General features: G+C 26.9%; 17 protein-coding genes, 1 other RNA gene and 2 pseudogenes. All 20 read right to left on the bottom strand.

What is annotated here, in order from left to right; all coding sequences use genetic code 4:
• Nucleotides 1-76: 76 nt before the first annotated feature.
• Nucleotides 77-763, bottom strand: coding sequence for an IspD/TarI family cytidylyltransferase (locus tag SCITRI_RS00100; protein ID WP_004028039.1), 687 nt, complete (start codon nt 761-763; stop codon nt 77-79).
• Nucleotides 764-1768 (bottom strand): class-II aminoacyl-tRNA synthetase family protein, encoded by a 1005-nt coding sequence (locus tag SCITRI_RS00095; RefSeq protein ID WP_071890284.1) that lies wholly within the window; start codon nt 1766-1768, stop codon nt 764-766.
• Nucleotides 1769-1776: 8 nt separating this feature from the next.
• Nucleotides 1777-3279 (bottom strand): lysine--tRNA ligase, encoded by a 1503-nt coding sequence (gene lysS / locus SCITRI_RS00090; RefSeq protein WP_071890279.1) that lies wholly within the window; start codon nt 3277-3279, stop codon nt 1777-1779.
• A gap of 17 nt (nt 3280-3296) precedes the next feature.
• Nucleotides 3297-4287 (bottom strand): annotated as a pseudogene (gene dusB, locus SCITRI_RS00085) (tRNA dihydrouridine synthase DusB).
• A 470-nt stretch (nt 4288-4757) separates the two neighbouring features.
• A complete protein-coding gene (locus SCITRI_RS00080) occupies nt 4758-5699 on the bottom strand; it encodes an ABC transporter ATP-binding protein (RefSeq protein ID WP_071890274.1) in 942 nt (313 codons plus the stop codon).
• Between the two features lie 115 nt (nt 5700-5814).
• Nucleotides 5815-6678 carry an Hsp33 family molecular chaperone HslO gene (locus tag SCITRI_RS00075; RefSeq protein ID WP_071890271.1) on the bottom strand — a complete coding sequence of 288 codons (864 nt, stop codon included), beginning with the start codon at nt 6676-6678 and terminating at the stop codon, nt 5815-5817.
• A gap of 87 nt (nt 6679-6765) precedes the next feature.
• Entirely contained in the window at nt 6766-8784 is a 2019-nt protein-coding gene (gene ftsH, locus SCITRI_RS00070; protein WP_071890266.1) for an ATP-dependent zinc metalloprotease FtsH, read from the bottom strand.
• A 73-nt stretch (nt 8785-8857) separates the two neighbouring features.
• Nucleotides 8858-10162, bottom strand: coding sequence for a tRNA lysidine(34) synthetase TilS (gene tilS, locus SCITRI_RS00065; RefSeq protein WP_071938038.1), 1305 nt, complete (start codon nt 10160-10162; stop codon nt 8858-8860).
• A gap of 9 nt (nt 10163-10171) precedes the next feature.
• Complete coding sequence (locus SCITRI_RS00060; protein ID WP_071890264.1) at nt 10172-10894, bottom strand: tRNA1(Val) (adenine(37)-N6)-methyltransferase; 723 nt, start codon at nt 10892-10894, stop codon at nt 10172-10174.
• A gap of 1 nt (nt 10895) precedes the next feature.
• Nucleotides 10896-11723 (bottom strand): annotated as a pseudogene (locus SCITRI_RS00055) (DNA polymerase III subunit delta'); the annotation flags it as partial.
• Nucleotide 11724: 1 nt separating this feature from the next.
• Nucleotides 11725-12369 carry a dTMP kinase gene (gene tmk, locus SCITRI_RS00050; RefSeq protein WP_071890255.1) on the bottom strand — a complete coding sequence of 215 codons (645 nt, stop codon included), beginning with the start codon at nt 12367-12369 and terminating at the stop codon, nt 11725-11727.
• Nucleotides 12370-12424: 55 nt separating this feature from the next.
• Nucleotides 12425-12949 (bottom strand): toprim domain-containing protein, encoded by a 525-nt coding sequence (locus tag SCITRI_RS00045; RefSeq protein ID WP_237237976.1) that lies wholly within the window; start codon nt 12947-12949, stop codon nt 12425-12427.
• A 38-nt stretch (nt 12950-12987) separates the two neighbouring features.
• On the bottom strand, nt 12988-15060 hold the full coding sequence (gene dnaX / locus SCITRI_RS00040) for a DNA polymerase III subunit gamma/tau (RefSeq protein ID WP_071890251.1): 2073 nt from the start codon (nt 15058-15060) through the stop codon (nt 12988-12990).
• A gap of 65 nt (nt 15061-15125) precedes the next feature.
• Entirely contained in the window at nt 15126-15569 is a 444-nt protein-coding gene (locus SCITRI_RS00035) for a deaminase (protein WP_071890247.1), read from the bottom strand.
• 16 nt (nt 15570-15585) lie between these two features.
• An RNA gene (gene ffs / locus SCITRI_RS00030) (signal recognition particle sRNA small type) lies at nt 15586-15676 on the bottom strand.
• Between the two features lie 70 nt (nt 15677-15746).
• Complete coding sequence (gene serS / locus SCITRI_RS00025) at nt 15747-17015, bottom strand: serine--tRNA ligase (protein WP_071890244.1); 1269 nt, start codon at nt 17013-17015, stop codon at nt 15747-15749.
• 2 nt (nt 17016-17017) lie between these two features.
• Complete coding sequence (gene gyrA / locus SCITRI_RS00020; RefSeq protein WP_071890241.1) at nt 17018-19480, bottom strand: DNA gyrase subunit A; 2463 nt, start codon at nt 19478-19480, stop codon at nt 17018-17020.
• A gap of 15 nt (nt 19481-19495) precedes the next feature.
• Nucleotides 19496-21415, bottom strand: coding sequence for a DNA topoisomerase (ATP-hydrolyzing) subunit B (gyrB, locus tag SCITRI_RS00015; protein WP_071890238.1), 1920 nt, complete (start codon nt 21413-21415; stop codon nt 19496-19498).
• 173 nt (nt 21416-21588) lie between these two features.
• Nucleotides 21589-22707, bottom strand: coding sequence for a DNA polymerase III subunit beta (gene dnaN, locus SCITRI_RS00010; RefSeq protein ID WP_071890234.1), 1119 nt, complete (start codon nt 22705-22707; stop codon nt 21589-21591).
• A 169-nt stretch (nt 22708-22876) separates the two neighbouring features.
• The gene (gene dnaA, locus SCITRI_RS00005; RefSeq protein WP_071890230.1) at nt 22877-24229 is read right to left on the bottom strand and encodes a chromosomal replication initiator protein DnaA; all 1353 of its coding nucleotides are present in this window, start codon (nt 24227-24229) and stop codon (nt 22877-22879) included.
• Nucleotides 24230-24286: the final 57 nt, after the last annotated feature.

Here is a 24286-nt window from a genome sequence, read left to right as displayed (position 1 = left end):
AAGGAGCTAATAATTATAATTCAAGCATTATTAACTCGCCAATCATTATACCTTATATTTCCTTCAATTGTAAGATTTATTTTATTAATTTTAATAATTTTAAATCATCAGCATAAGTTAATTTAATGTTTTGTTTTTCACCATAAATTGTATGAATTTTTGTTTTTGGTGAAAACAACTCTACTAAATAACTATCATCATAAATTATTGTTTTATTTTTTGTCTGGAAATATGCTTCATAAACTTGATATAATAATTCTGCCTTAAAAATTTGTGGAGTTTGAGTTGTAAAATATTCTTCTCGTGGTAATGTTTTTTCAACAAAATTATTTTTAACCTTTTTAAGGGTTTCTGTAATTGGCAAAATTGGAACTAACACTTCATAATTTTGTGACTGAAAAACTTGATTTAATTGATTAATAAAAGTTAAGCTCGTAAAACAACGGACACCATCATGAATCATTATAATATCATTACTAATTTTATGATTAATTAAACATTGATAAATTGTATCAACTCGTTCTGCTCCGCCCATAATAAATTGCACATTCTTTGCTTGATAATTTTTTTTCAATAAAAAAGTTAAAGTTTCTTCGCTAACACCAACAATAATTTCAGTACAAAGTGGATCGTTTAAAAATAACATTAATGTTTGCTCAATAATAGTTTGTTTATTATTAAGTTGATATAACAACTTATTATCCTTTTGATTAAAACGTGATGACTTTCCCGCTGCAACAATAATTACCGTATAATTTTTCATTTATAAAATTTCAATTCCATTTTTCTTAGCATATTCTAAAAAATCATCACTTCAAACCGAAGCAATAACTTCACCAATATGTTGTTTTTCTAACAAGAATAAATCTAATTGTGACTTAAAAAGTCCAAACGAAAGTGTAACTGGCAAGTCATTTGTTGCTACTTTTGCATCATATTCTGTTCTTAATTTACTTGTTTCTTTTGTTACTGCCAATTGGTTTTTTAAAACATCACGATTAACAGTAGCAGCACAATAACCAATACAAATAGCTTTTTCTAACACAAAATCATAAACAAAAATTTTCGCATAGAGTTCCCAATTAAAAACATCTTGCGATTCACTAATTTCAATTGTATTATTAGTAATACTATTTTTTAAACCATATAAAATTGTAGCACCATTTTCTCTTGTATATCGATTCAAGCGTTCCTGATAACTTAATAATCGCATTGCTTTTTGCAATTCAATTTGACTTGTTCAATTTAATTTTTTCTTAAATTTTTTATTTAATTGCGGAAATTTTAATAATAAAATATCTTCTACATCACTAATAATATTCGTTGCTTTATCAATTGTTTCTTTAATTTTTAATAATGTAATGTCTTTTTCTTCCAATAATAAATCAAATCCAATTTCGCTAAAACTTACTGCTTGGCTATTTGATTGCTTAATGTCACGACGTAAAACCATTGCTGTTGTTAAAATTCCTTCGTTTTCTAACAATTCATATTGTTTAATTGCATTTCGTCGTCATTTATTATGTGACTGAAATATTTCACCAGTTAAATTAGTTGGTAAAATATCAAAATCAATTGGTCGTTCTGTCATTTGAAAATCATCGTTAAGTCCTTTTTCTTCTGTAGTAATTAAAGGTGCATCAACTTTTAATAAATTAAATTGAATAATAAAACGACGAACTAATTCACGTTTAATTAGACTAATTGCTTCTACTGTTTCACGTAATGTTAAAATTGAAGTATAACCAATTTCAATACCAAATTCCATACAATCACCTATTTTCCTCTTGACCGCATGTGGGGGAATAATAATACATCTTTAATCGAATCTTGCCCTGTTAATAACATAACTAAGCGATCAATTCCAATTCCTAATCCACCTGTTGGTGGCATTCCATATTCCAATGCTTCAATAAAATCAATATCTAATTCTTGTGCTTCATCATTCCCATTATCCCGTTCTGCTAATTGACTAACAAAACGATCATATTGTTCAACTGGATTATTTAATTCTGAATAAGCATTTGCATATTCGCGCCCTTTAATAAATAATTCAAATCGATCAGTAAATCTTGGGTCTTCTGCATTTGTTTTTGCCAAGGGAGAAACTTCAACAGGATGACCATAAATAAATGTTGGTTGAATTAATTTATCTTCCACAAATTCTTCAAAAAATAAATTAATAATATGTCCAACAGAAGTATGAAATTTTTCAATTGGTACTTTTTTTTCTTTTGAAATTTTCTTTGCTTCAGCAAAAGTCATTGGTTTTCAAAAATCAATTCCTACTAACTCTTTAATTGCATCAACCATATGTCAACGTTTTCATGGCTGTTGAAATGAAATCATTACTCCATCATATTCTGTTTCATTTTTATTTAAAATGTTTTTCGCAATGTAGCAAATAGTATCCTCTGTTAATTGCATCATAAAATTCATATCTTGATATGCAACATAAATTTCAACTGTTGTAAACTCTGGATTATGGCGTGTGTCCATTCCTTCATTTCTAAATAATCGCCCCATTTCGTAAACTCCTTCAAAACCACCAACAATTAACCGTTTTAGGGGTAATTCTGTTGCTACTCGTAAATAAAAATCCATATCTAATGTATTATGATGAGTTACAAATGGTTTTGCCGCTGCGCCACCATGAATAGGCTGTAAAACAGGTGTCTCAACTTCTAAATATCCTTTACTATTAAAAAAATCTCGCATTAAAGCAATAATCTTACTACGCTTAATAAAAATATCTTTTGTTTCTGTTGATGTAATTAAATCAACATAACGACGACGATATTTTTCTTCAATATCAGTCATTCCACGATATTTATCAGGCAATGCACGTAATGCTTTTGCTAATAAAACAAATTCTTTAACTCGCACTGTTAACTCTCCAGTGTTTGTTTTCATCATTATTCCAGTAACCCCAATAATATCTCCCAAATCAAAATTAATAAATTCTTGATATTTTTCATCACCAACTTCATCATTTCGAACATAAATTTGAAAAATTCCATTTTGATCTTGTACTGTTGCAAAACTAGCTTTTCCTACTTCTCGAAATGTTTTAATTCGACCCGCAATTTTAACTGTCATATTATCACTACTTGTGGCTAATATCTCTTTTGATAAATGATTAAATTGTTCATTAAGTACTTTACTCGTATGTGTTCGGTCAAACTTGGCAATTATAAAAGGATTATGTCCATCATTAACCAACTTTTTTAACTTATCACGTCTAATTTGCTCTTGCTCTGTAAAATTACGTTTCTCCATTTTAATTCTCCTTTTTACTATTTAGCAACACTAATATTACTATTATAATAGGCAATATATTCATTAACAAGCGTTTTTAACTCAAATATTGTATTTATTTGCGTTGCCCAAATTTTATAACTAGTAGCTTCTGGTTTTCCTTTAAAATAAAATGCTAAATTTTTCCACATTTCACTAGCTGAAATTCGTTCTCCCTTTAAATTTAATAATAATTCTGCATGACGGAAAATAATATTCTGTCATTCATCTAATGGTGATTGCTCAATTTTTTCACCAGTATCTAAAAAATGTTGAATTTGTTTAAATACTCATGGATTACCTTGTGCTCCTCGTGCTAACATAATTGCATCATAACCAGTCTCTTTTAACATTCGTTCTGCATCTTCGCAAGTAAAAACATCACCATTCCCAATTACTGGAATTGCAACATTTTCTTTTACTTTCCTAATTCAATTTCAATCAGCTTTTCCAGAATAAAATTGATTTCGTGTTCGAACGTGAACTGCAATTGCTTGTGCACCTGCTTGCTCACAATATTTTGCAATTTCAACACAATTAATATTTTCTTCATCTCAACCAATTCGAATTTTAACAGTTACCGGTTTAGTAACATTTTCAACAACTGCTTTAACAACTTCATAAACGCGTTGGGGATGTTTTAATAAATATGACCCCGCTTGTGACTTAATTGCAATTTTTGGTGCAGAATAACCCATATTAATATCAATAATATCACAATCACTATGTTGGTCAACATATTTTTCCGCTGCAACAAAGGTTTCAATATCTGTTCCAAAAATTTGCATTGAAATTGGATGTTCTAATTTATTTACTTTAATTATTTGTAAAGTTCGTTAATTTTTTGCAAAATTGCTTTATCACTAACCATTTCAGCATAAACTAATCCTGCTCCTAATTCATGGCAAATAATTCGGAATGCTTCATTCGTAATTCCCGCCATTGGTGCTAAAAAACTTGCCCTTTGATTTCAATATTTCCAATTCTCATTTTTCTAATTCTTTCTTTAATTAACAGTCATTAGATAAATCTTAATCAAAAATAACAATAAATCCAATAAAAAAACTATTTTTAAGTTTAATTCCTCTTTTTTATAATAAATATAATATATTTTGAAAAATAAAAAGTTTCTCGAGAACGAGAAACAAAATATTATTTTCGACCATGCGGTGAGTTACAATCACATTCAAAACATTTGTGTTCACTGTTTATACCTGCACATGAGCATTGGCATTGGCATGCATGGCAAGAAAAATCACAATCTGGCATTTCAATTTCCTCCTTACAAAAAATATTCCTTAATAAATTGTTACTTGTAAGTAAATAGTTGAATACTAACTTCTATTTAATTGTAACAAATTTTAATAATTCATTAAAGTATTCTAAAATTATTTTATTATTTTTAAAAATATTTTTAATCTTAATAAAAAAATGTAAAACACTAATATGTGTTTTACAGATTAAGATCAATCAATTTCACTTGGTTTCTTTGGATGTGCATTTTTCTTGATTTGGTCAATTAATCCATTACGAACATGAATAACTGTATTAGCAATATCGGCAATATTTGGGTTATGCGTAACAATAATAACCGTTGTTTTATATTTCTTATTAACATCAACTAAAATTTCAAGTACTTTTCGACCCATTTCTTCATCTAAAGCTCCTGTTGGTTCATCACCAAATAAGATGTCTGGATTTTTTGCTAATGCTCTAGCAATTGAAACCCGTTGTTGCTGTCCCCCTGACATTTGGTGAGGATATTTATTCATTTGTTCTTCCATTCCAATTGTTTCAAAAATGTCCTTAATTGTCATATCTTTATTTTTATTTTTACTTAAATTTTCCCCAACTTCAGCATTTTCTTTAGCAGTTAAATTAGTTAATAAATTATATTGTTGGAAGATAAAGCCAACATTATCTCGTCTAAATTTTGTTAAATCAACATCTTTTAATAACGATAAGTTATAACCAATAACAAAAACATCCCCACTTGAAACTTTATCTAAACCTGAAATAATGTTTAGTAACGTTGTTTTTCCTGATCCAGAAGGACCTAAAATAACAATAAAGTCTCCTTTTTCTAACTTTAAATCAATTCCTTTTAAAACTGGTGTTTCAACTTCCCCGGTAATATACGATTTTTTAGCATTAACTAATTCAATTACATATTTACTTGTATCTGCTTTACTGTTTGTTGTCGAGATAATTTCCCCTTTTAAAATTCGTTTTGAATATAACTTAGTTTGTTTCTTTTGTTCTTTTAACTTTTGTTTAAATTCTTTAACGGCAGTATAATCAACTTTTTCTTTTGCTTCCTTGTCATTTGGTTTTTTTGCTTTAGCTTCTTTCCCATGTGGTTTTGTTTGGTCTGTATTAGGTACATCTTTAATTTCAGCCATCTTGTGTTGTGCCTCCCCTTTGAATATTAAAACACATTTTACAATTATTTTTTATCATAATAATATCATAACAAAATTATTATAATTTTATCAACTTATTTAAGATATCTTGTGTTTATTCTTTAAGTAAACTTTTTAAATCACTCGCTCTAATATGATATTTTTTGCGACAAAAATCACATGCAATTTCAATTTCACCATTATTTGTTAAAATTTCATTAAGCTGCTCATCGCCTAATAATTTTGTTGATTCTAAAGCCTTTTCATATGAGCAACTACATTCAAATTTAACTTCATCAGCTTCTAACACTTTAGCATTTTGATCAATGAGTTTAAAAATATTAATTAAGTTATCTTCAGCAATTAATTTATGACTAATATTTTCTAAATTTTCAATTTTTTCTTCTAAATAGTCAATATCTTCCTCTTTATGTTCTGGTAACAATTGAGCGAAAAAACCAACTGCTTTTGCAATTGTATTATCTTCATTCATTTTAATTGAACATGCAATAACTGATTTAATTTGTTCACTTTGTGCTAAATAATAAGTAAAATCTAAATTGATTTCACCAGAAATTAACTCAATTTGACCTGAGAAACTTTCTTTCATTCCTAAATCTTTCATCACTCGTAAATAACCATTTGTACCAACTACTTGTGAAATAACATTATGTTTACGATTAATTTGGTCAACATCAAATTGTGGATTAGCACAAAAACCCCGTACTTTATGACCGCTATATTCTGCCATAATAGTTCCAATTGGACCATTTCCATTAATAATACTTGTCATTTTATCAGTTGCATTTTTCATATCACTACCAATTAAAATAGTAGCTAAAACAACTCTTGATAACACAATTGTTGCAAGCGGATTAGTCGCATGTAATTTAATAATATCATTTAATGATTTAGTTGCATCAACAACTGTCATTTTAACATTATGAACATTACTAATTGCTTTCGTTACTTTATCCATTCCTTTAAACTCCTTTATAAATTTCTTTCCTTTGAAATTATAGTATAATCATCGTTAAAAGTAAAACAAAAAGTAGACTTAATTAGTCTACTTCTTATTTGGATCATTATTTTTTTCATCTTCTGGGTGATCTTTTTTTCGTTCTTTTGGTTTAACTTCTAAAATTTCACCTTTTGCTTTTTTTTCTTTATGCTTTGCTGCACGTTCTTTTTCACGAATCACTTCATCAGGTAATTTATGATATTTATCAATATATTCAATTTGTTCTGCGGTAATTGTTTCTAATATTTTTAAACTTTCAGCAATTAAATCTAATAAACTAAGATTTTCAGCAATTAATGCTTTTGCTGTTACATAACAATCATCTAAAATTTTGCGAACTTCAGTATCAATTTTAGCTGCAATATCCTCTGAATAGCGTTTTCTTGTTCCAGTATATTCATCTTTTGGTGATTCAAATTGTACTAATCCTAAAGAACTCATTCCATATTCAGTAACCATATGACGAGCAATATTAGTTGCTTTTTCTAAATCATCATGTGCTCCTGTTGTTATTTTTGTTTTTCCAAAAATAATTTCTTCTGATGCACGGCCACCTAAATAACCAGTAATTGTCGCATATAAGTTTTCTTTACTATGAAACATTGTTTCTTCTTTTGGAGTCATAATTGTATAACCCCCTGCTTGTCCTCGCGGAATAATAGTAACTTTTTGAACTTTGCTCGCTGACTCTAAACGTAAACCAATTAAAGCATGACCCGCTTCATGATAAGAAACAATATCTTTATCCATTACTGAATATTTGCGTGATTCTTTTGCTGGTCCACCAACAACACGATCAATCGCTTCATCAATAATATTAACAGTAATAATTTTTAAATTCTTACGAACACATAAAATTGCTGCTTCATTTAAAACATTCTCTAATTGGGCTCCAGAAAATCCTGGCGTTCTTTCTGCGATTCGTCTAAAATCAACTTCTGTTGAAACTGCTTTATTTCGGGCATGTAATTTTAAAATTGCTTCTCGTTCATTAATATCTGGTAATGAAATTTGAATTTGACGGTCAAAACGTCCTGGTCTTAATAAAGCAGAGTCTAATACATCAACTCGGTTTGTTGCTGCCATAACAATAACTCCCGTATTAGTTCCAAAACCATCCATTTCAACTAATAATTGGTTCAATGTTTGTTCATTAGCACCACTTCCAATTGAAACAGTTCTTTTTCGACCAACAGCATCAATTTCATCAATAAAAATGATACATGGTGCCGCTTTTTTAGCAGCAATAAACATTTCACGAATTCTTGAAGCACCAACTCCAACAAACATTTCTTCAAATTCAGAACCTGAAATTGAGAAGAATGGTACACCGGCTTCTCCAGCAACAGCTTTTGCTAATAAAGTTTTTCCTGTCCCTGGTGGTCCTTCCATTAGGACTCCTTTTGGAGCACGAGCACCCATACTTGAATATTTCTGTGGATTTTTTAAATAATCAACTAACTCAACTAACTCTGTTTTTTCCTCATTGATTCCTGCGACATCAGAAAATTTAACAGTTGATTGAATTTGACGTGCTTTATTTTTCCCCATTGAAAAGGGATTAGCCCCCGACATTCCACCAGACATTTTTGATAATCGAACAATCATAAAGACAGCAATTCCCATTATTAATAATCATGGTACTAATTGTATTAACATTGCTTGTCACATTGGAACAAATTCACGGTCAAGTGAAACAAAACCACCTTTTAATTTATTTTTGAAATTTTCATCTCATGTATTAGTTACTATTCCATCCTTATAAGTATAAACTCTAAACCCTTCACGGTTTCATTCCGAACTATAACGAACAGTTTTGATATCACCATCTTCAGAATATCTAATGATTCCTTCCATAACTACAGTATTTTTACCAACATTAGCCTTAATAGTAATTTCATCAATATTTTTTTCGTTATACTTTTGAGTATTACCAATTTTTTGCATATCTCCTTCGCTAATTTTTGTAATATCTGATTTTGTTCATAATACAATTGTTAAAATAATCAAACCAATAAAAATTAACGAACTTATAATTGCAAATCACATTCTTTTTTTATTCATAACTATTTCCCCTCTATTAAGACTTTTAAAGTTAATCTTTTTCGGTCATTTAAAAAAATGACCCAATTCTAGACTATTTTATCATAAAAAAAAAAAAAATGTATTTTTCCGCTAAAGTATTATTAATAAATTTATTAATTTTTAAATCAACTAAATTGTTTCCATAAATAAAATTATTATTTTTATCTAACACAAAATAACTTTTTCGTGCTAAAAGTGGTACTTTATTTTTAATAAATCAACGATTTAAACGTACCTTATTAACCATTACATTTCTTAACAAAGATAAATCATTAGTAATTATGATTGGTCATTGTGCTGCTGTTATTTTAAAATCGTACTTATTTTTAGTTCCCCAATTAATAATATTTTCTTTTCATCTTATTGGTAACACAGTTGTTGGTGTAATTTGAATTGTTGTTAATTCTAAAAGCTCGTTATTAACAATGTCAACATTATCATATGATTTAATTAAAGAATATCTTGAATTAATTTTAAGAATAATATTTGGTTTTAAACTTCTTAATTCCTTAATTATTTCATCTAAAAACTTTCTTTTTTTATTACTAATTAAATGAACAACTTTATTAGTTTTAAAATAATTAAAAATAATAATTTTTTGCAACTGAATATTATTAAGAGCATTAAAACTAGTAACATTAATTTGTCCAAAATTTTCAATCAAATAATTTTTTGCAATTAATTTTAATTGTTCATTTTCTTTATTTCTTTGTTCAATTTCTAATAACATATCTTGTAAATTAATATGCTGAATTTCATTACGAATAATATTTCGATTATAAATTGCTAAAATATTAGTTGAATCAATCGCATAATTAATTTGCTTATGAAATAAATATTCAATAATTTCTTCTCTTGATATTTTTAACATAATTCGAAATATTTTTAGTTTTTTGTCCAACAATTGAGAATAATAATAACTAGTTTTATTTAGACCATAATATTCAACAATTCCATTTCGTTGCTTTTGCAAAATATATGTTTCAATATGATCAGTTAAATTATGGGCAATTAAAACTCCCTGGCAATGATATTTTTCACTAATTTGTAAAAAAAAATCATATCGTAACTCACGAGCAACTGCTTGAAAATTATGGGAATTAACCTGATATTGTTCATAGTCACTTGCGGTTACTTTTTTTACACATATTTTAATATTTCGTTTTTGACAATATTCAACAACAATTTCTTCATCATAGTCACTATCTTTTCGCTTCTGATAATTTACCAAGCACACAATAAAATTATTAATATCTAATTCTGAATTATAAATATTATCAAGTAAAAACATACTATCCGGACCACCAGACACACCAATAACATATTTTGTATTCTGTTTTAAAAGTTTAGTTTCCATTTTAATCACCTATTTTCGAAATAATTTTAAAACCTCTTCTGTATAATGATAATTCTTATTATGAACAATAATTGGTTTTTCAATAATAAGACCTTCACCACTTTGAAATCGAGCTTCAATTAAAACATTATTTGCTTCACTTTCTAAAAAAGGATGAATAAATTGTAGTCGCTTAATATTAAAACCATATTTAATTAACAATGAAGTAATTTCTAATAATCTTGTTGTACGATGAATAATCGCAAAATAACCACGATTTGCAACTAATTTCTTAGCAGCAAAAATAATCTCTTCTAATGTAACATTTGTTTCATGACGTGCTGGAATTAATAATTTATTTTTTTCATTTAATTTTGCTCCATCAACTTTAAAAAAAGGCGGATTACATATAATTAAATCATATTTAAAATTAGCATTAGTTTTAACATACTCATTAATATCATCATGGATAATTTTAATTTGCTCAGTTTTATGATTTAATAAAATATTTTCTTCTGCTAATTGCACGGCTTCTTTTTGCAATTCAATTCCAGTAATTATTGCTGAAGTTAAAGTTGATAAAATTAACGGAATTGTTGCGTTATTAGTACCAATATCTAAAATATTTTTTATTCTTGTATTTAATGTTGCAAAACGAGCCAATAACACTGTATCCAATGAAAAATTAAACATATCAGTTCGTTGGTTAATTTTAATTCCTTCATAATCTAATAAATCATTTAAAACTTTCACTTTACACCTCGTTATACCAATCAATTAATCCCTTTTCTAAAATTAATTCTTTATTTAAATTTTCTAGTAATAAATTTGCAATAGTATAACAAATTTCAATTAACCTACTATTTTTATGATTTAATTTTTGAATTAAATTTTGATCTGTAATTTGATATTTTTCTCATTCTTTGTTTTTTAAAACATTAGCAATTGCTAAAAAAAAATGGCGGCATTCAACACTATCATAATTGTTTAACTGGCGAATATGAATAAAGTTATTTGTTGGGTTACTTATAAAATTGCTAAAAAAAGTACAAATAAATTCATTTTTAAAATCATCAATTTCTAATAAATCAGTTGTATTTTCTAAAATAATATTTAAACAACGTGATTTAATAGTATCAATGACATTTGTTTTATTAGTTGTTAATAAAAAAGCATATGTATTTTGACTAGGTTCTTCTAAAAATTTTAATAATGAATTAGCAGCTTCTAAAGTTAATAAATCAATACCATTAATAACATATACTTTTATTCCTGTTTGTTCTAAAGCAGAATAATTAAAGGTTTGAATAATTTTTTGAATTGCTTCTTTTTTGATTGTTGTTTCAAAATCACCTTTAATTTTTAAATCATAATAAGTTTTATTATTAATGCGTTGACAAATATCGCATTCACAATCTGCTTCTTGTTTTTTTAAACATAATAAAAATTTAATAATTTCTGTTGCAAATGTTTCTAACTTAACTTTATTATTGCAAGAAATCAAAAGTTGATTTGATAAATTATTTTTTAAAATTAAATTTTTAAATAATGTCATTTTCTCAACATCATGTTTTGTAAATAAATTATCCATTTTCTTTGTCCTTTATTTTTTGAATAATTTCATCAACATAATAATATACTTGCTCTAATACTTCATTAACTGGCTTGCTAGCATCAATAACTTTAATGCGCTCTGCATTCTCACTAATTAAAACTTGATATCCTTCGTATACTTTTTTGTGAAACGAATTTTTTTCTAAATCAAGACGGTTCATTTCAACCTCATTTCGAACTTTCATTCTTTCACTCGCCATTGTTGGTTCAATATCAAAAAAAAGAGTTAAATCTGGTTTTGTTGTACCTAAAACAATTGATTGTACTTCATCTAATGTTCAAATTCCTAACCCACGAGCATATCCCTGATATGCTGAAGTGGAATCCATAAAACGATCACAAATTACAATTTCTCCTCGTTTTAATGCAGGCAAAATATCTTCAACGACATGTTGCCTACGAGCAGCAATATATAATAAAGCTTCTGTTCATGGGTCCATTCCCAAATTATGTTTACTTAAAATAACATTTCTAATTTGTTCAGCAATTTCATTGCCCCCTGGTTCTCTTGTTAAAACAACCTGGTATCCCTCTGACCGTAATTTTTCTTTTAATAATTTTGAAATCGTTGTTTTCCCAGAACCATCAATTCCTTCTAATGTTATAAATAGCATCATTACACTCCCTGTTCCTAAACATCTTTACGCCCCTCTAAAGCTTGTTTTAACGTTACCTCATCAATAATAATCTAAAGAACCACCAATTGGGTATCCCTTGTGCTAAACGTGATATTTTTATATCAAAAGATTGCAAAAATGTTTTTAAGTATTGAGCTGTTACTTCTCCTTCAAAAGTAGCACCAACAGCAATAATAACTTCTTTTATAATTTTATCATTCATTCGGGATTCTAACACAGGAAAAGTCATTTTATCTGGTGTAATACCATTTTTTACATTAATTTCACCATTTAAAACATGATAAACTCCATTAAAAACTTTTGTTGCTTCAATTTTTATAATATCAAAGAAATTGCTAACAACACAAAGTTTTGTTTGATCACGTAAATCATTATGGCAAAACAAACAAACATTGTTTTGCATTAATGTTGAACAAATTGGACATTGATGATAATTATTTTTTATTTCATTAAAAACATGTTCTAATGTTTGTAATAATGATGGTTTAATAATTAATTTATTAAAAATTCTTTCAGCAGTTTTTTTACCAACACCTAAAATAGTTTTTAATTCCATAATTAATTCTTAATAATTCATTTTAAATCTCCAATCAATTATTCAACTATCTTAATGTTATCAAAAATTTGTTTACCAGTTTCAAGAACATCTTTATGTTCCTCATAGTTATCAATTTGTTTAACTAATAAATTTTGGTAAAACTCTTCAACATCAATTAATGTTGGTTGCGGTAATTTATTTGCTTGTCTAATTTTAACATAATCATTGCGAACATTATTTCACTCATTTTCACTTAAGGCAATAATAATAAAATCAAAATCAAATGCTTGGAAAATCTTATTACGAAATTCTCAATCACACATTTCAAAACTAATTCAATTTGCTTCTGGTTTTGTATTAGTTACAATAATGAGCCCTTGTTCTGATGCAGCCGCATATTTAACATCATAGAAACTAATTAGTTTATCTAATTGAACTACTTTACTTTTTTCGTTAATTAATTCCATAAATTTACTTTCAAATTTTTCTCGTTCTTCTTTACTAGCTTTAATTAAAATATTAAAAATTTGATTATTAGAATAATTAATATTAGAAAATTCATAAATATTAATTTTATTTTTCATATCATCACGATATTTTTGCAAGTCAGTTATTCCTTCTAATTCTTTTCCATAAGAAACTTGTTCTGATCCAATTGTTTCAAAACTTTCTTTTTCCTTTGTTTGTTTAAAATTAGTTTGAATATCATTTTCATCTACTATGATTTTATCTTGCTGTGATTCTATGTTATTAAAAGAAGTAATATTAGGTTCTTCATCATCAAATAATGAAAAATTATGAAATAATGGTTGGTTATTAGGTAATTTTGGCTCTTTTAAATGAATTACTTCATCATTGGTTTTTAATTTTTTCTCTACAATAAGATCATCTTTTAAAATTTGAACTTGACTTTTTTCAGAATTATTTTCTATTATTTTTTTATTTATAGAAATTTGTTCTGTTTTATGCTGATTAATTTCTTTTCCCTCTTCATACGTTAAAATCATTAAATCACTTAATTTTAAAGCTTCTAAATTTTTAATATTATTTTCAAAGATTGCTAAAGCTTTTAATAAAATTAATTCAAAATACATTTCTTGTGTTTTACTATTTCGCATTTTACTTGCTGCTTCAGTAAATAAATCAAGTAACATAATTAATTCTTTTGAACTTAATTGTTCAGCAAATCCTTTTGCTTGCTCTTCTGATAATAAACTTAAAAAAATTAAATTATTAGTTTGTTTAAACTCAAAAATTTCTTTTAAAATATCTAACAAATTTAATGTTAAAACTTCAAAATCAGAACCCGCTTGGTAAATTTTTTTACTAGCGATTAAAACTTCAGTTGTTTTATATTCTAAAATATCTTTTAACAATTTTAATTTAATGGTTTTTGAAACTGTTGCAAAAATAATATTCACATTTTCCAAGGTAACATTACGATCAGAAAACATAATTACTTGTTCTAGAATACTTAGCGAATCGCGAGCACTACCATCAGCTAAAAGGGCAATTTCTTTAATTGCAGTTAAATCATATTTAATTTCTTCTTTTTGTAAAATATTAATAATATTATTTTCTAATTCAACTTTTGATATTTTACGAAAATTATATTGTTGACAACGTGAAATAATTGTTGCGGGAATCTTATGACTTTCGGTTGTTGCTAAAATAAAAACAACATGTTGTGGTGGTTCTTCTAATGTTTTTAATAACGCATTAAAAGCCGAATTAGTTAACATATGAATTTCATCAATAATATAAACTTTATATTTTGTCATTGTAGGAAGTAATTGGACATTATTTCTAATTTCTCTAATTTCATCAACACCATTGTTTGAAGCAGCATCAATTTCAAACACATCAACTGCTCCGGCACGGTTTATTTCCTTACAGCTGGCACATTCATTACACGGATTTCCATTATCTAAATTAATACAATTAATTGCTTTTGCAAATATTTTTGCAATCGAAGTTTTCCCTGTCCCTCGTGGTCCTGAAAATAAATAAGCATGTGAAAATGTATTATTTATAATTGCATTTTTCAAAGCTTTTCTAATTTCAATTTGCCCAACAATTTTATCAAAATTATTTGGTCGATATTTACGATATAAAGAAATATAATCCATTTTTATGCCTCCGCCTATTATTGTTATTATAATAATCTTATTTTACTCTTTTAATTACAAATATTCTATCTTAATTGTTCAAAAAATTTCTTCATTAAATCTTTTAAAATCATATTTTCTTCATATTTCCTAATATGTTGAACTTTTAATTTTGAGACATCAAAAGTATGATTAGACTTTAAAAAACCATATTTTTCATTTGATAAATAATAATTAATAACTTTAATTCCTGAATTAATTATTGCTCCTAGGCACATCATACATGGTTCAACAGTAACTCATATTGAACAATCACTAATTTTATTTGTTCTTTTTTTTCGACATGCTTGATTTAAAGCAAAAATCTCAGCGTGCGTTGTTACTGAATTTTTTGTTGTTTTATTATATCCAATGGCAATAATTTTACCATTTCGGTCAACAACTAATGCAGAAATTGGAACATGTTTTTTCTTATATGCTCGTTGTGATAACTTATATAATTTATTGAAAATTAATGTAGTATCTTTCATAAATTCACCTTTATCATAAAAAATGTCATTACACATAGTCCTTAGTCTTATGGCTGCTACCTTCCAGTCCTGACCAATTTCAAATGTAACTATTGTAATGACATAAATAATTATAGCATAGAATTTTATTTTGCATATCCTTTTTATTAAAATCCGCAATGTTTCACGTGAAACATTTTATACAATAACAGTTTGGTTTTGAAAATAAGGTTGTAATTTTTTTGGAATTGTAATAGTTCCATCTTCATTTTGATAATTTTCTAAAATGGCAGCAATTAAACGATCAATTGCTAAACCTGAACCATTTAAAGTATGAACATATTTGATTTCATTATCATCACGATAACGTAATTTCATCCGGCGTGCTTGAAAATCAAGACAATTTGAACAAGATGAAATTTCACGATATTTATTTTGACCAGGCATTCATACTTCGACATCATATGTTTTTGTTGAAGAAAATCCCATATCACCTGAGCATAATAAAATTACACGGTATGGAATTTCCAATAATTGGAGAATATTTTCTGCATCTAATACCATTTTTTCTAATTCCTCAAATGAAGCTTCTTCTGTAGTAAATTTAACCATTTCAACCTTCTTAAATTGGTGCAAACGAATAATTCCTTTTGTATCACGCCCAGCAGAACCAGATTCTTGACGAAAACATGGTGTATAAGCAGTATGATAAATTGGCAACTGATCTTTTTCCAAAATTTCTTCACGGTATAAGTTAGTTACTGGTACTTCTGAAGTTGGAATTAAATATAAATTATCTTTTTCAATATAATATAAATCCTCTTTAAATTTTGGCAAGTTTCCCGTACCATACATAATTTGTGGTTGTACTAAAATTGGTGGTTCAATCTCAATATATCCTCGTTTTGCATGTTCATCTAACATAAAGTTCATTAAAGCACGTTCCAATTTGGCTCCCATTCCCTTATATACTACAAAACGTGAACCTGATATTTTAGTTCCCCGATCAAAATCAATTAAGTCTAATTTTGTTGCTACTTCTCAATGTTCTTTTACTTTCTGATGATTTGAGATTTTACCTCATTTACGAATCTCAACATTATCATTTTTATCTTCCCCACTAGGAACTGAATCATCTGGAATATTAGGCGTAGCTTCTAAAATTGCTTTAATTTTTTCTTCAACTTCATCTAGTTGTCCATCAATTATTTCTATTTCTTGTTTAATTGTATTAATTAATTTTTTATTTTTTTGTACTTCTTGGTCTTTTTTTTCTGCTATTAAGGTTCCAACTTTTTTTGATTCAAGATTTCGTTTTTCTTTTAATTTTTCTGATTTACCAATTAATTCGCGACGTTGAACTGATAATTTTTTAATATCTTGTAAATATGAAAAATCATCATGACGGCGGTTTAATTTTTTTATTACTTCGTCAAAATTTTCAACAATTCCTTTTTGTTCTAACATTTTTATCTTTCTCCTTCAATGTTAATTTTCTTTTTTAAAATTTCAATAACTTCTAATTTATCATCTTGTTCTAATCGCATAATTTTAACACCTGATGTTGTTCGTCCAAATAATGGAATTTGTTCTAGAGAAACACGAATAATATTTCCTTTTTTTGTTCCTACTAAAATGTCTTCATCACCATCTACAGTTTGGACAAATTTTAAATATCCTGTTTTATCTGTTAAGTTAATTGACTTAACACCCTTAGTATTTCGTCCTGTTAAACGATAATCTTTAATTATTGTTTTTTTTGCATAACCATTTTCAGTTACTGATAAAACATATTTCGCAGACCGCCCTGAACTCACCCCAATTGTTTCTCCAGTAGCATCATTAGCAATTCCTTTAACCCCAACTGATTGTCGCGTCATTGGTCTAATTTCCTTTTCATTAAATCGAATTACTTTTCCAATATTATTTCCAATAATAACATCATCATATCCTTTTGTAATAATCACACTTACTAATTCATCATTATCTTTTAATTCAATTGCTACTTTCCCTGTTTGGCGAATTTGATTAAATTCACTTATTTTTGTTTTTTTAATAAGACCTTTTTTTGTTACGAAAAATAAATTATCCTCTGTTGAAATTGATTCATCTACAGCAATAATTGTTTGAATACTTTCTGTTTTATCAATTGCAATTAAATTAATAATTGGTAATCCCCGTGCATGCCGTGAATATGTTTCAATATTATAAGCTCGTAATTTATACACTTTCCCAAAATTTGAAAAAATTAATAATGAGTCAATACTATTAGCACTAATAATTTTTTTTAAACTATCTTCAATATTTGCTAAACCAATAATCCCTTTCCCACCACGATTTTGTAATTTAAAAGTATCATCAGATACTCGTTTAACATAACCATCTTGTGTTAACATAATTAAAGTGTCTTCCCGGCGAATTAATTCTTCTGGATCAATTTCTGTTAGCTCTTCTTTAATAATTTGACTTCGACGCTCATCACCATATTTTTTCTTAATTTCTGTTAATTCCGTAATCATAATGTCAATTTGTTTTTCACTATTATTAATAATTTCTTCTAATTCGGTTATTGCCACTTTAATATCCTTAATTTCATTGTTAATTTTTTCAATTTCTAATCCGGTTAATCTTTGTAAGCGCATTTCTAAAATTGCCCGTGCTTGTTCACCTACTAAATTAAATTTATTAATCAAGGCATCTGATGCAATTTGCGTTGTTTGTGATTGTTTAATAATTGCAATTACTTCATCAATATTATCAAGAGCAATTTTTAATCCTTCTAAAATGATTAAACGATTACGATTTTTCTTTAATTCAAATTGACTACGTTTAATAATAATATCAATTTGATGTTCAATAAAATATTTTAAAATTTGTTTTAATCCCATTACTCTTGGTTGGTTTTTGTACAATGCTAAAATATTTAACGAAAAATTAGTTTGGAGTGGCGTTAATTTATATAATTTATTTAAAATAACATTTTCTTGAGCATCACGTTTTAATTCTAAAACAACACGAACCCCCTCCATGTTTGATTCATCACGAAGGTCACTAATTCCATTAATAATTTTATCGCGAACTAATTCTGCAATTCGTTCCAACAATTTTGCTTTATTAATTTGATATGGGATCTCTGACACAATAATTCGTCTTTTATTATTATTTTCTTCAATATCAATCTTTGAACGAATTGTAATTGCCCCATTACCTGTTTCATAAGCTTTAATTAAACCGTTTCCAGCCGTAATTAATGCCCCAGTTGGAAAATCAGGTCCTTTAATAATTTTCATTAATTCAACGGTCGTTATTTCAGGATTTTTTGTTACCGCAATAACTCCATCAATTACTTCATTCAAATTATGGGGTGGAATATTAGTTGCCATTCCAACAGCAATTCCACTAGCACCATTAACTAATAAATTTGGAAAATATCCTGGTAAAAAAGTCGGTTCTTCTTCACTACCATCATAATTATCAATAAAAATTGTTGTTTCTTTTTCAATATCTTTGATTATTTCACCAGCAATTTTACTCATTTTTGCTTCCGTGTATCGCATTGCCGCTGGAGGGTCACCATCCATTGAACCAAAATTTCCATGACCATCAATTAAAGGATAACGATAAGAAAAATCTTGTGCCATCCGAACCATTGCTTCATAAACAGCAGTATCACCATGGGGATGATATTTCCCAATTACTTCACCAACAATTCGTGCTGATTTCTTGTGTTGTTTTTCGTAAGTCATTTTTAAATCTCACATTGCATAAATAATGCGTCGATGAACTGGTTTTAATCCATCACGAACATCAGGAATTGCACGTGAAACAATAACTGACATTGCATAATCTAAAAAACCATTTTTCATTTCATCAGCAATATCAATATCACGAATTTTACCATCATAATCATATCCATCATTTTCTGATTTCATCATTATACCTCTCTTCTAGACATCTAAATTTTTAACATATTTTGCATTTTCACGAATAAATTTTTTCCGTGGTTCAACATTTTCACCCATTAATTCATTACAAATTAAATTTGCTTCAAATGCATTATTAACAGAAACTTTCAGTAATAAACGCCGTTCTGGATCCATTGTTGTTTCTCATAATTGTTCTGGATTCATTTCTCCTAAACCTTTATAACGTTGAATTGTATAATTTTTATTTTGTTTTAATAATTCTTCTTTATAAAGTTCTAATTCATTATCACTATAAACATATCGAATCTGATTACTATTTTCTACTTTATATAATGGTGGTTGAGCAATATAAATATTGCCATTTTCAATTAAATCTTTCATATAACGATAAAAAAATGTTAATAGTAAAATTCGTATATGTGCGCCATCAACATCAGCATCAGTCATAATGATTACCTTTTGATAACGTAATTTTTTATCATTAAAATTATCTTTAATACCTGCTCCTAATGCGGTAATAATTGAATTAATTTCATTATTTTCAAATATTTTTATTTGTTTTGCTTTTTCCACATTTAAAATTTTTCCTCGTAACGGTAAAATTGCTTGAAATTTTCGATTTCGGCCCGATTTAGCACTTCCACCAGCAGAATCTCCTTCGACAATATAAAGTTCAGCTATCTTAGCATCTTTTGTTTCACAATCTGATAATTTACCTGGTAATGAAAAACTATCCATAACTATCTTACGACGTGTTATTTCTTTTGCACGCTGTGCAACAATTCTTGCTTTTAACGATAAACTTATTTTTTCAATAATTTTTTTTGCATCTTCTGGATTTTCTAACAAATAACTACTTAATCCTTTTCCAACAATATTGGAAACAATTTTTTTAACTTCACTATTTCCTAATTTTGTTTTAGTTTGACCTTCATATTGTGGTTCAGGATGACGAATAGAAATTATTATTGTCATTCCTTCTTTAATATCATCTCAAGTAAATTTATCTTCGTTACCTTTATTATTTTTATTAATATTTTTAAAATAATTATTTATTTCACGAACAATGGCTAATCTAGCACCTTCTTCGTGAGTTCCACCTTCATGGGTATTAATGTTATTACAAAAAGAAAAAATATTTTCTGAATAATTATCATTATATTGCAAACCAAATTCAACAACAATATTATCTTCTATTCCTTCCACATAAAAAACATCGTTTAATGGTGTCCCAATTGTTTTATTTAGTTCTAAAACATAATCTTTAATTCCATTATTAAATTGATAAAGAACAGTTTTTTCTTCATCTTCTTCTCGTAAATCAACTAATGATATTTCTAAGCCTTTATTTAAAAAAACTAATTGTTTAATTCGATTTTGAATTGTTGAAAAACTAAAAATTGTTGTTTCTTTAAAAATCTTTTCATCTGGTAAAAAAGTTACTGTTGTTCCAGTTTCTGAAGTTGAACCAACTTCTTTAATTGGTGTCAAAATTTGACCACCATTATGAAATTCCATTACATATTTTTTATTATTTTTTCTAACTTCAACTTTTAAATATTTACTTAAAGCATTAACAACACTAGCTCCTACACCATGTAAACCTCCAGAAATTTTATATGTATTTGAATCAAATTTTCCTCCTGCATGTAAAATAGTAAAAACAGTTTCTAATGTTGAAACTTTTGTTTTTGGGTGAATTTCAATTGGAATTCCACGTCCATTATCAATAACTGTAATTGATTCATCCTTATTAAGAATAATTTTAATTTTATTAGCAAAATTAGCTAAAACTTCATCAATTGAGTTATCAACAATTTCTCAAACTAAATGATGTAAACCTCTTGCATTTGTCGCACCAATATACATCCCTGGTCGTTTTCGAATTGCTTCTAAACCTTCTAAAATTTGAATTGATTCTGAATTATAATTATCACCCATAAATAATTCTCTCCATTTCCGCTTTCTTTTATTTTACCATTATTACCTAATTTAGGGCTAAATTATCAAATATATTTTTAAATATTCTTCCTTTAAAAAATATTTTTATATTTTTAGTGTCTAATTTAACCCTATAAAAAAGTTATAAAATAAAAAAACTCAGTAATGAGTTTTTAATATGACCGTATTGGTAAAACTAATTGTTGTAATGTTTGATCATCATTAGCAGTAATAATTAATGGTTTTGTTTCATCAATCATTTTAATTGTAATTTCTTTTGTTTTAAAGGCTTTTAAAGCATCCAAAATATATTTTGAATTAAAAGCAATTATTTGGTCTGTTCCTTCAACTTTAAAGTCTCTAATTTCTTCTTCCGTGTTACCAATTTCTTGTGTAAATGAAGTAACTAAAACTTTTTGTTCTTTTATTTTTAATGTAACAATTGTTGTCATCGTCTCATTTGATAAAACACTAGCTCGCTCAATAATTTTAATTAGTTCACGATTATTTATTGTTAATGAAGTATTAAAGGAAGTTGCAATAACTTTACTTGTATCAGGATATTTTCCTTCAATAATTTTTGTTTGAACAATTGTATTATTAATAATAACGCTAACTGACTTATCAGTAATTTTCATTTTAATTTCTTGATCATTTTCTGAAATTAAACGCCCAATTTCATTAATAAATTTTCCAGGAATAATAACATCAAAATTATAATTATTACTATAGTCAATCTTTTTACATGATAATCGAAATGAATCAGTTGCAGTAATTATTAATTCTTTATTATTTTGATCTGTTTTAATATTTAAACCATTAAAAACTATTCTCTTTTCTTTTTCTCCAATTGCAAAACTTGTTTGTGAAATAATTTCTTTTAATACTGTACTTGTAAAAATTATTTCTTTACCCTCTGTCTCAAATGATAAATGTGGATAATCTGCTGAGTTTAATGTATTTAAAACTGAATCAAAATTATTTGCTTTAATTTTAATTAAATTGCCCTCAACTACTTCTAATGTAATAAATTCATCTTCAATTTTACGAATAACTTCAACAATAAATTTATTTTTAATTAAGACACTTCCAATTCGAGTAATGTTTAAATCATTGCCCATAATTTCTGATTTAATTGATGTATCACCATCAGAAGTAGTAAAAGTAATTTTGTCTTTTTTAACTTCAATTAAAATTCCCAATAATGAAGGAATTAAAGTCTTTTGAGAAATTATCCGACTTACTTTCAATAATTCATCTAATATCTTATCTCTTTTAATGTTTACAATCATTTTTTTTACTCCTTACTTTAGTATATTCTGTAATATATAAATAATTATATACCATTGTTAAAATATTGTTTTTTATTTATTAGTATTATATTGTAGAAAATGTGGAAAACTTGATAAAGTTTTGAATAATATTATTTTTTATTAAAAAACAATCGTGGAAAATAATGTGCTATCTTCCTTCAATTTTTCTACGAATTGCATTTACTAAATGTTTAAATTCTTTGTTTGTACTAATGTGTGCTTCAACTTTTTTAACACTATTCATCACAGTTGTGTGGTCTTTGCCACCGAACTCTGTTCCAATCCTTGTAAATGGTTCATCTAGTAATGTTCTACAAAAATACATTGCTAATTGTCGTGCTTGCATAACATTACTAACTCGTGATTTACTCATCATTGCTTTGATAGTAATATTGTAACTGTCAGCAACAATTTGTTTAATTTTTTTAGGGGTAATTTTTTCATTATTTTGCAGGGGGGCATTTTTAAATGCCTTTTCAACATCAGCTAATGTAATAATTTCATTTGGTTTTTTGTTCATAACAGCTAAAAATAATAATCGTTTAATTGCTCCTTCTAACTTTCTAACATCACTGTTAAAATTTAAAGCAATAAATTCTAGTGATTCTTCTGAAAATAATCCTAAGTTATTTTGATGTTTTAGTTTTTGTTCTAATATTTTAAGTGCTGTTTCAAAATCTGGTGAATCTAAGCCAATACTTAAACCATATGAAAAACGAGAAATAATTCTAGCTTCAAAACCGCCTAGATCATCAGGATATTTATCAGAAGTAATTACAATTTGTTTATTTTTTTCAATATATGAGTTAAAAATATGAAAAAATAATTCATTTGTTTTATTTCGTTTTGCTAATAATTGTATATCATCAATTAATAAACAATCGTAAATGTCATAAGATGTTTTAAAAGCTTCAATAATTTCATGGCCTTGGTTTAAAATATCCATAGCAATTTTTCCAAACTCATCAGCTTTTAAATATTTTACTCGGTTATTTGTTTTATAAATTTCATTTACCTTATTTTCAATTGCATGTAATAGATGTGTTTTTCCTAGTCCAGAGTCTCCATATATGAATAATGGATTTCATTTTTTTCCAAGATCTAAAGCAACTGCTAAAGCTGCTTGCATTGCTTCGTGATTAGAATCACCACGAACAAAATTTTCAAAAGTATAATTTTCATAGTAAGCAAGGTTATTGTTTTCTGTTAATGTGTCAATTTTACTAATTACAGATGCTTGCTTATTGATATTTTTTTCTAATTCAAATGAAATATTATATTGGATTCCAGTTAGTTTTTTTAAGATATTTTTAATTTTTTCATTTAATCCTGCTTCAAAAACACCAATTGCAATTTCTGATTTTGTTGTAATTAAGCAGTTATTATCAGATACAGTATATAAGTTTGTGTCACTAATATAGTAGTTATAAATTTCTGGGGAAACTGATTCATCACGAGATAATATTTCTTTAACTTCAATTCATAATTCTTTTGTGTTCATTAATTTCATCTCCAATAGTTTTTATCGTTATTAATTATAAATAAAAGATGTGGAAAA

The sequence above is a fragment of the Spiroplasma citri genome (assembly GCF_001886855.1).
GTDB classification, from domain to species: Bacteria; Bacillota_I; Bacilli_A; order Mycoplasmatales; family Mycoplasmataceae; genus Spiroplasma; species Spiroplasma citri.
The sequence above is the reverse complement of the archived record's forward strand: the minus strand, read 5'-3'. Positions and strand labels throughout refer to the sequence as shown.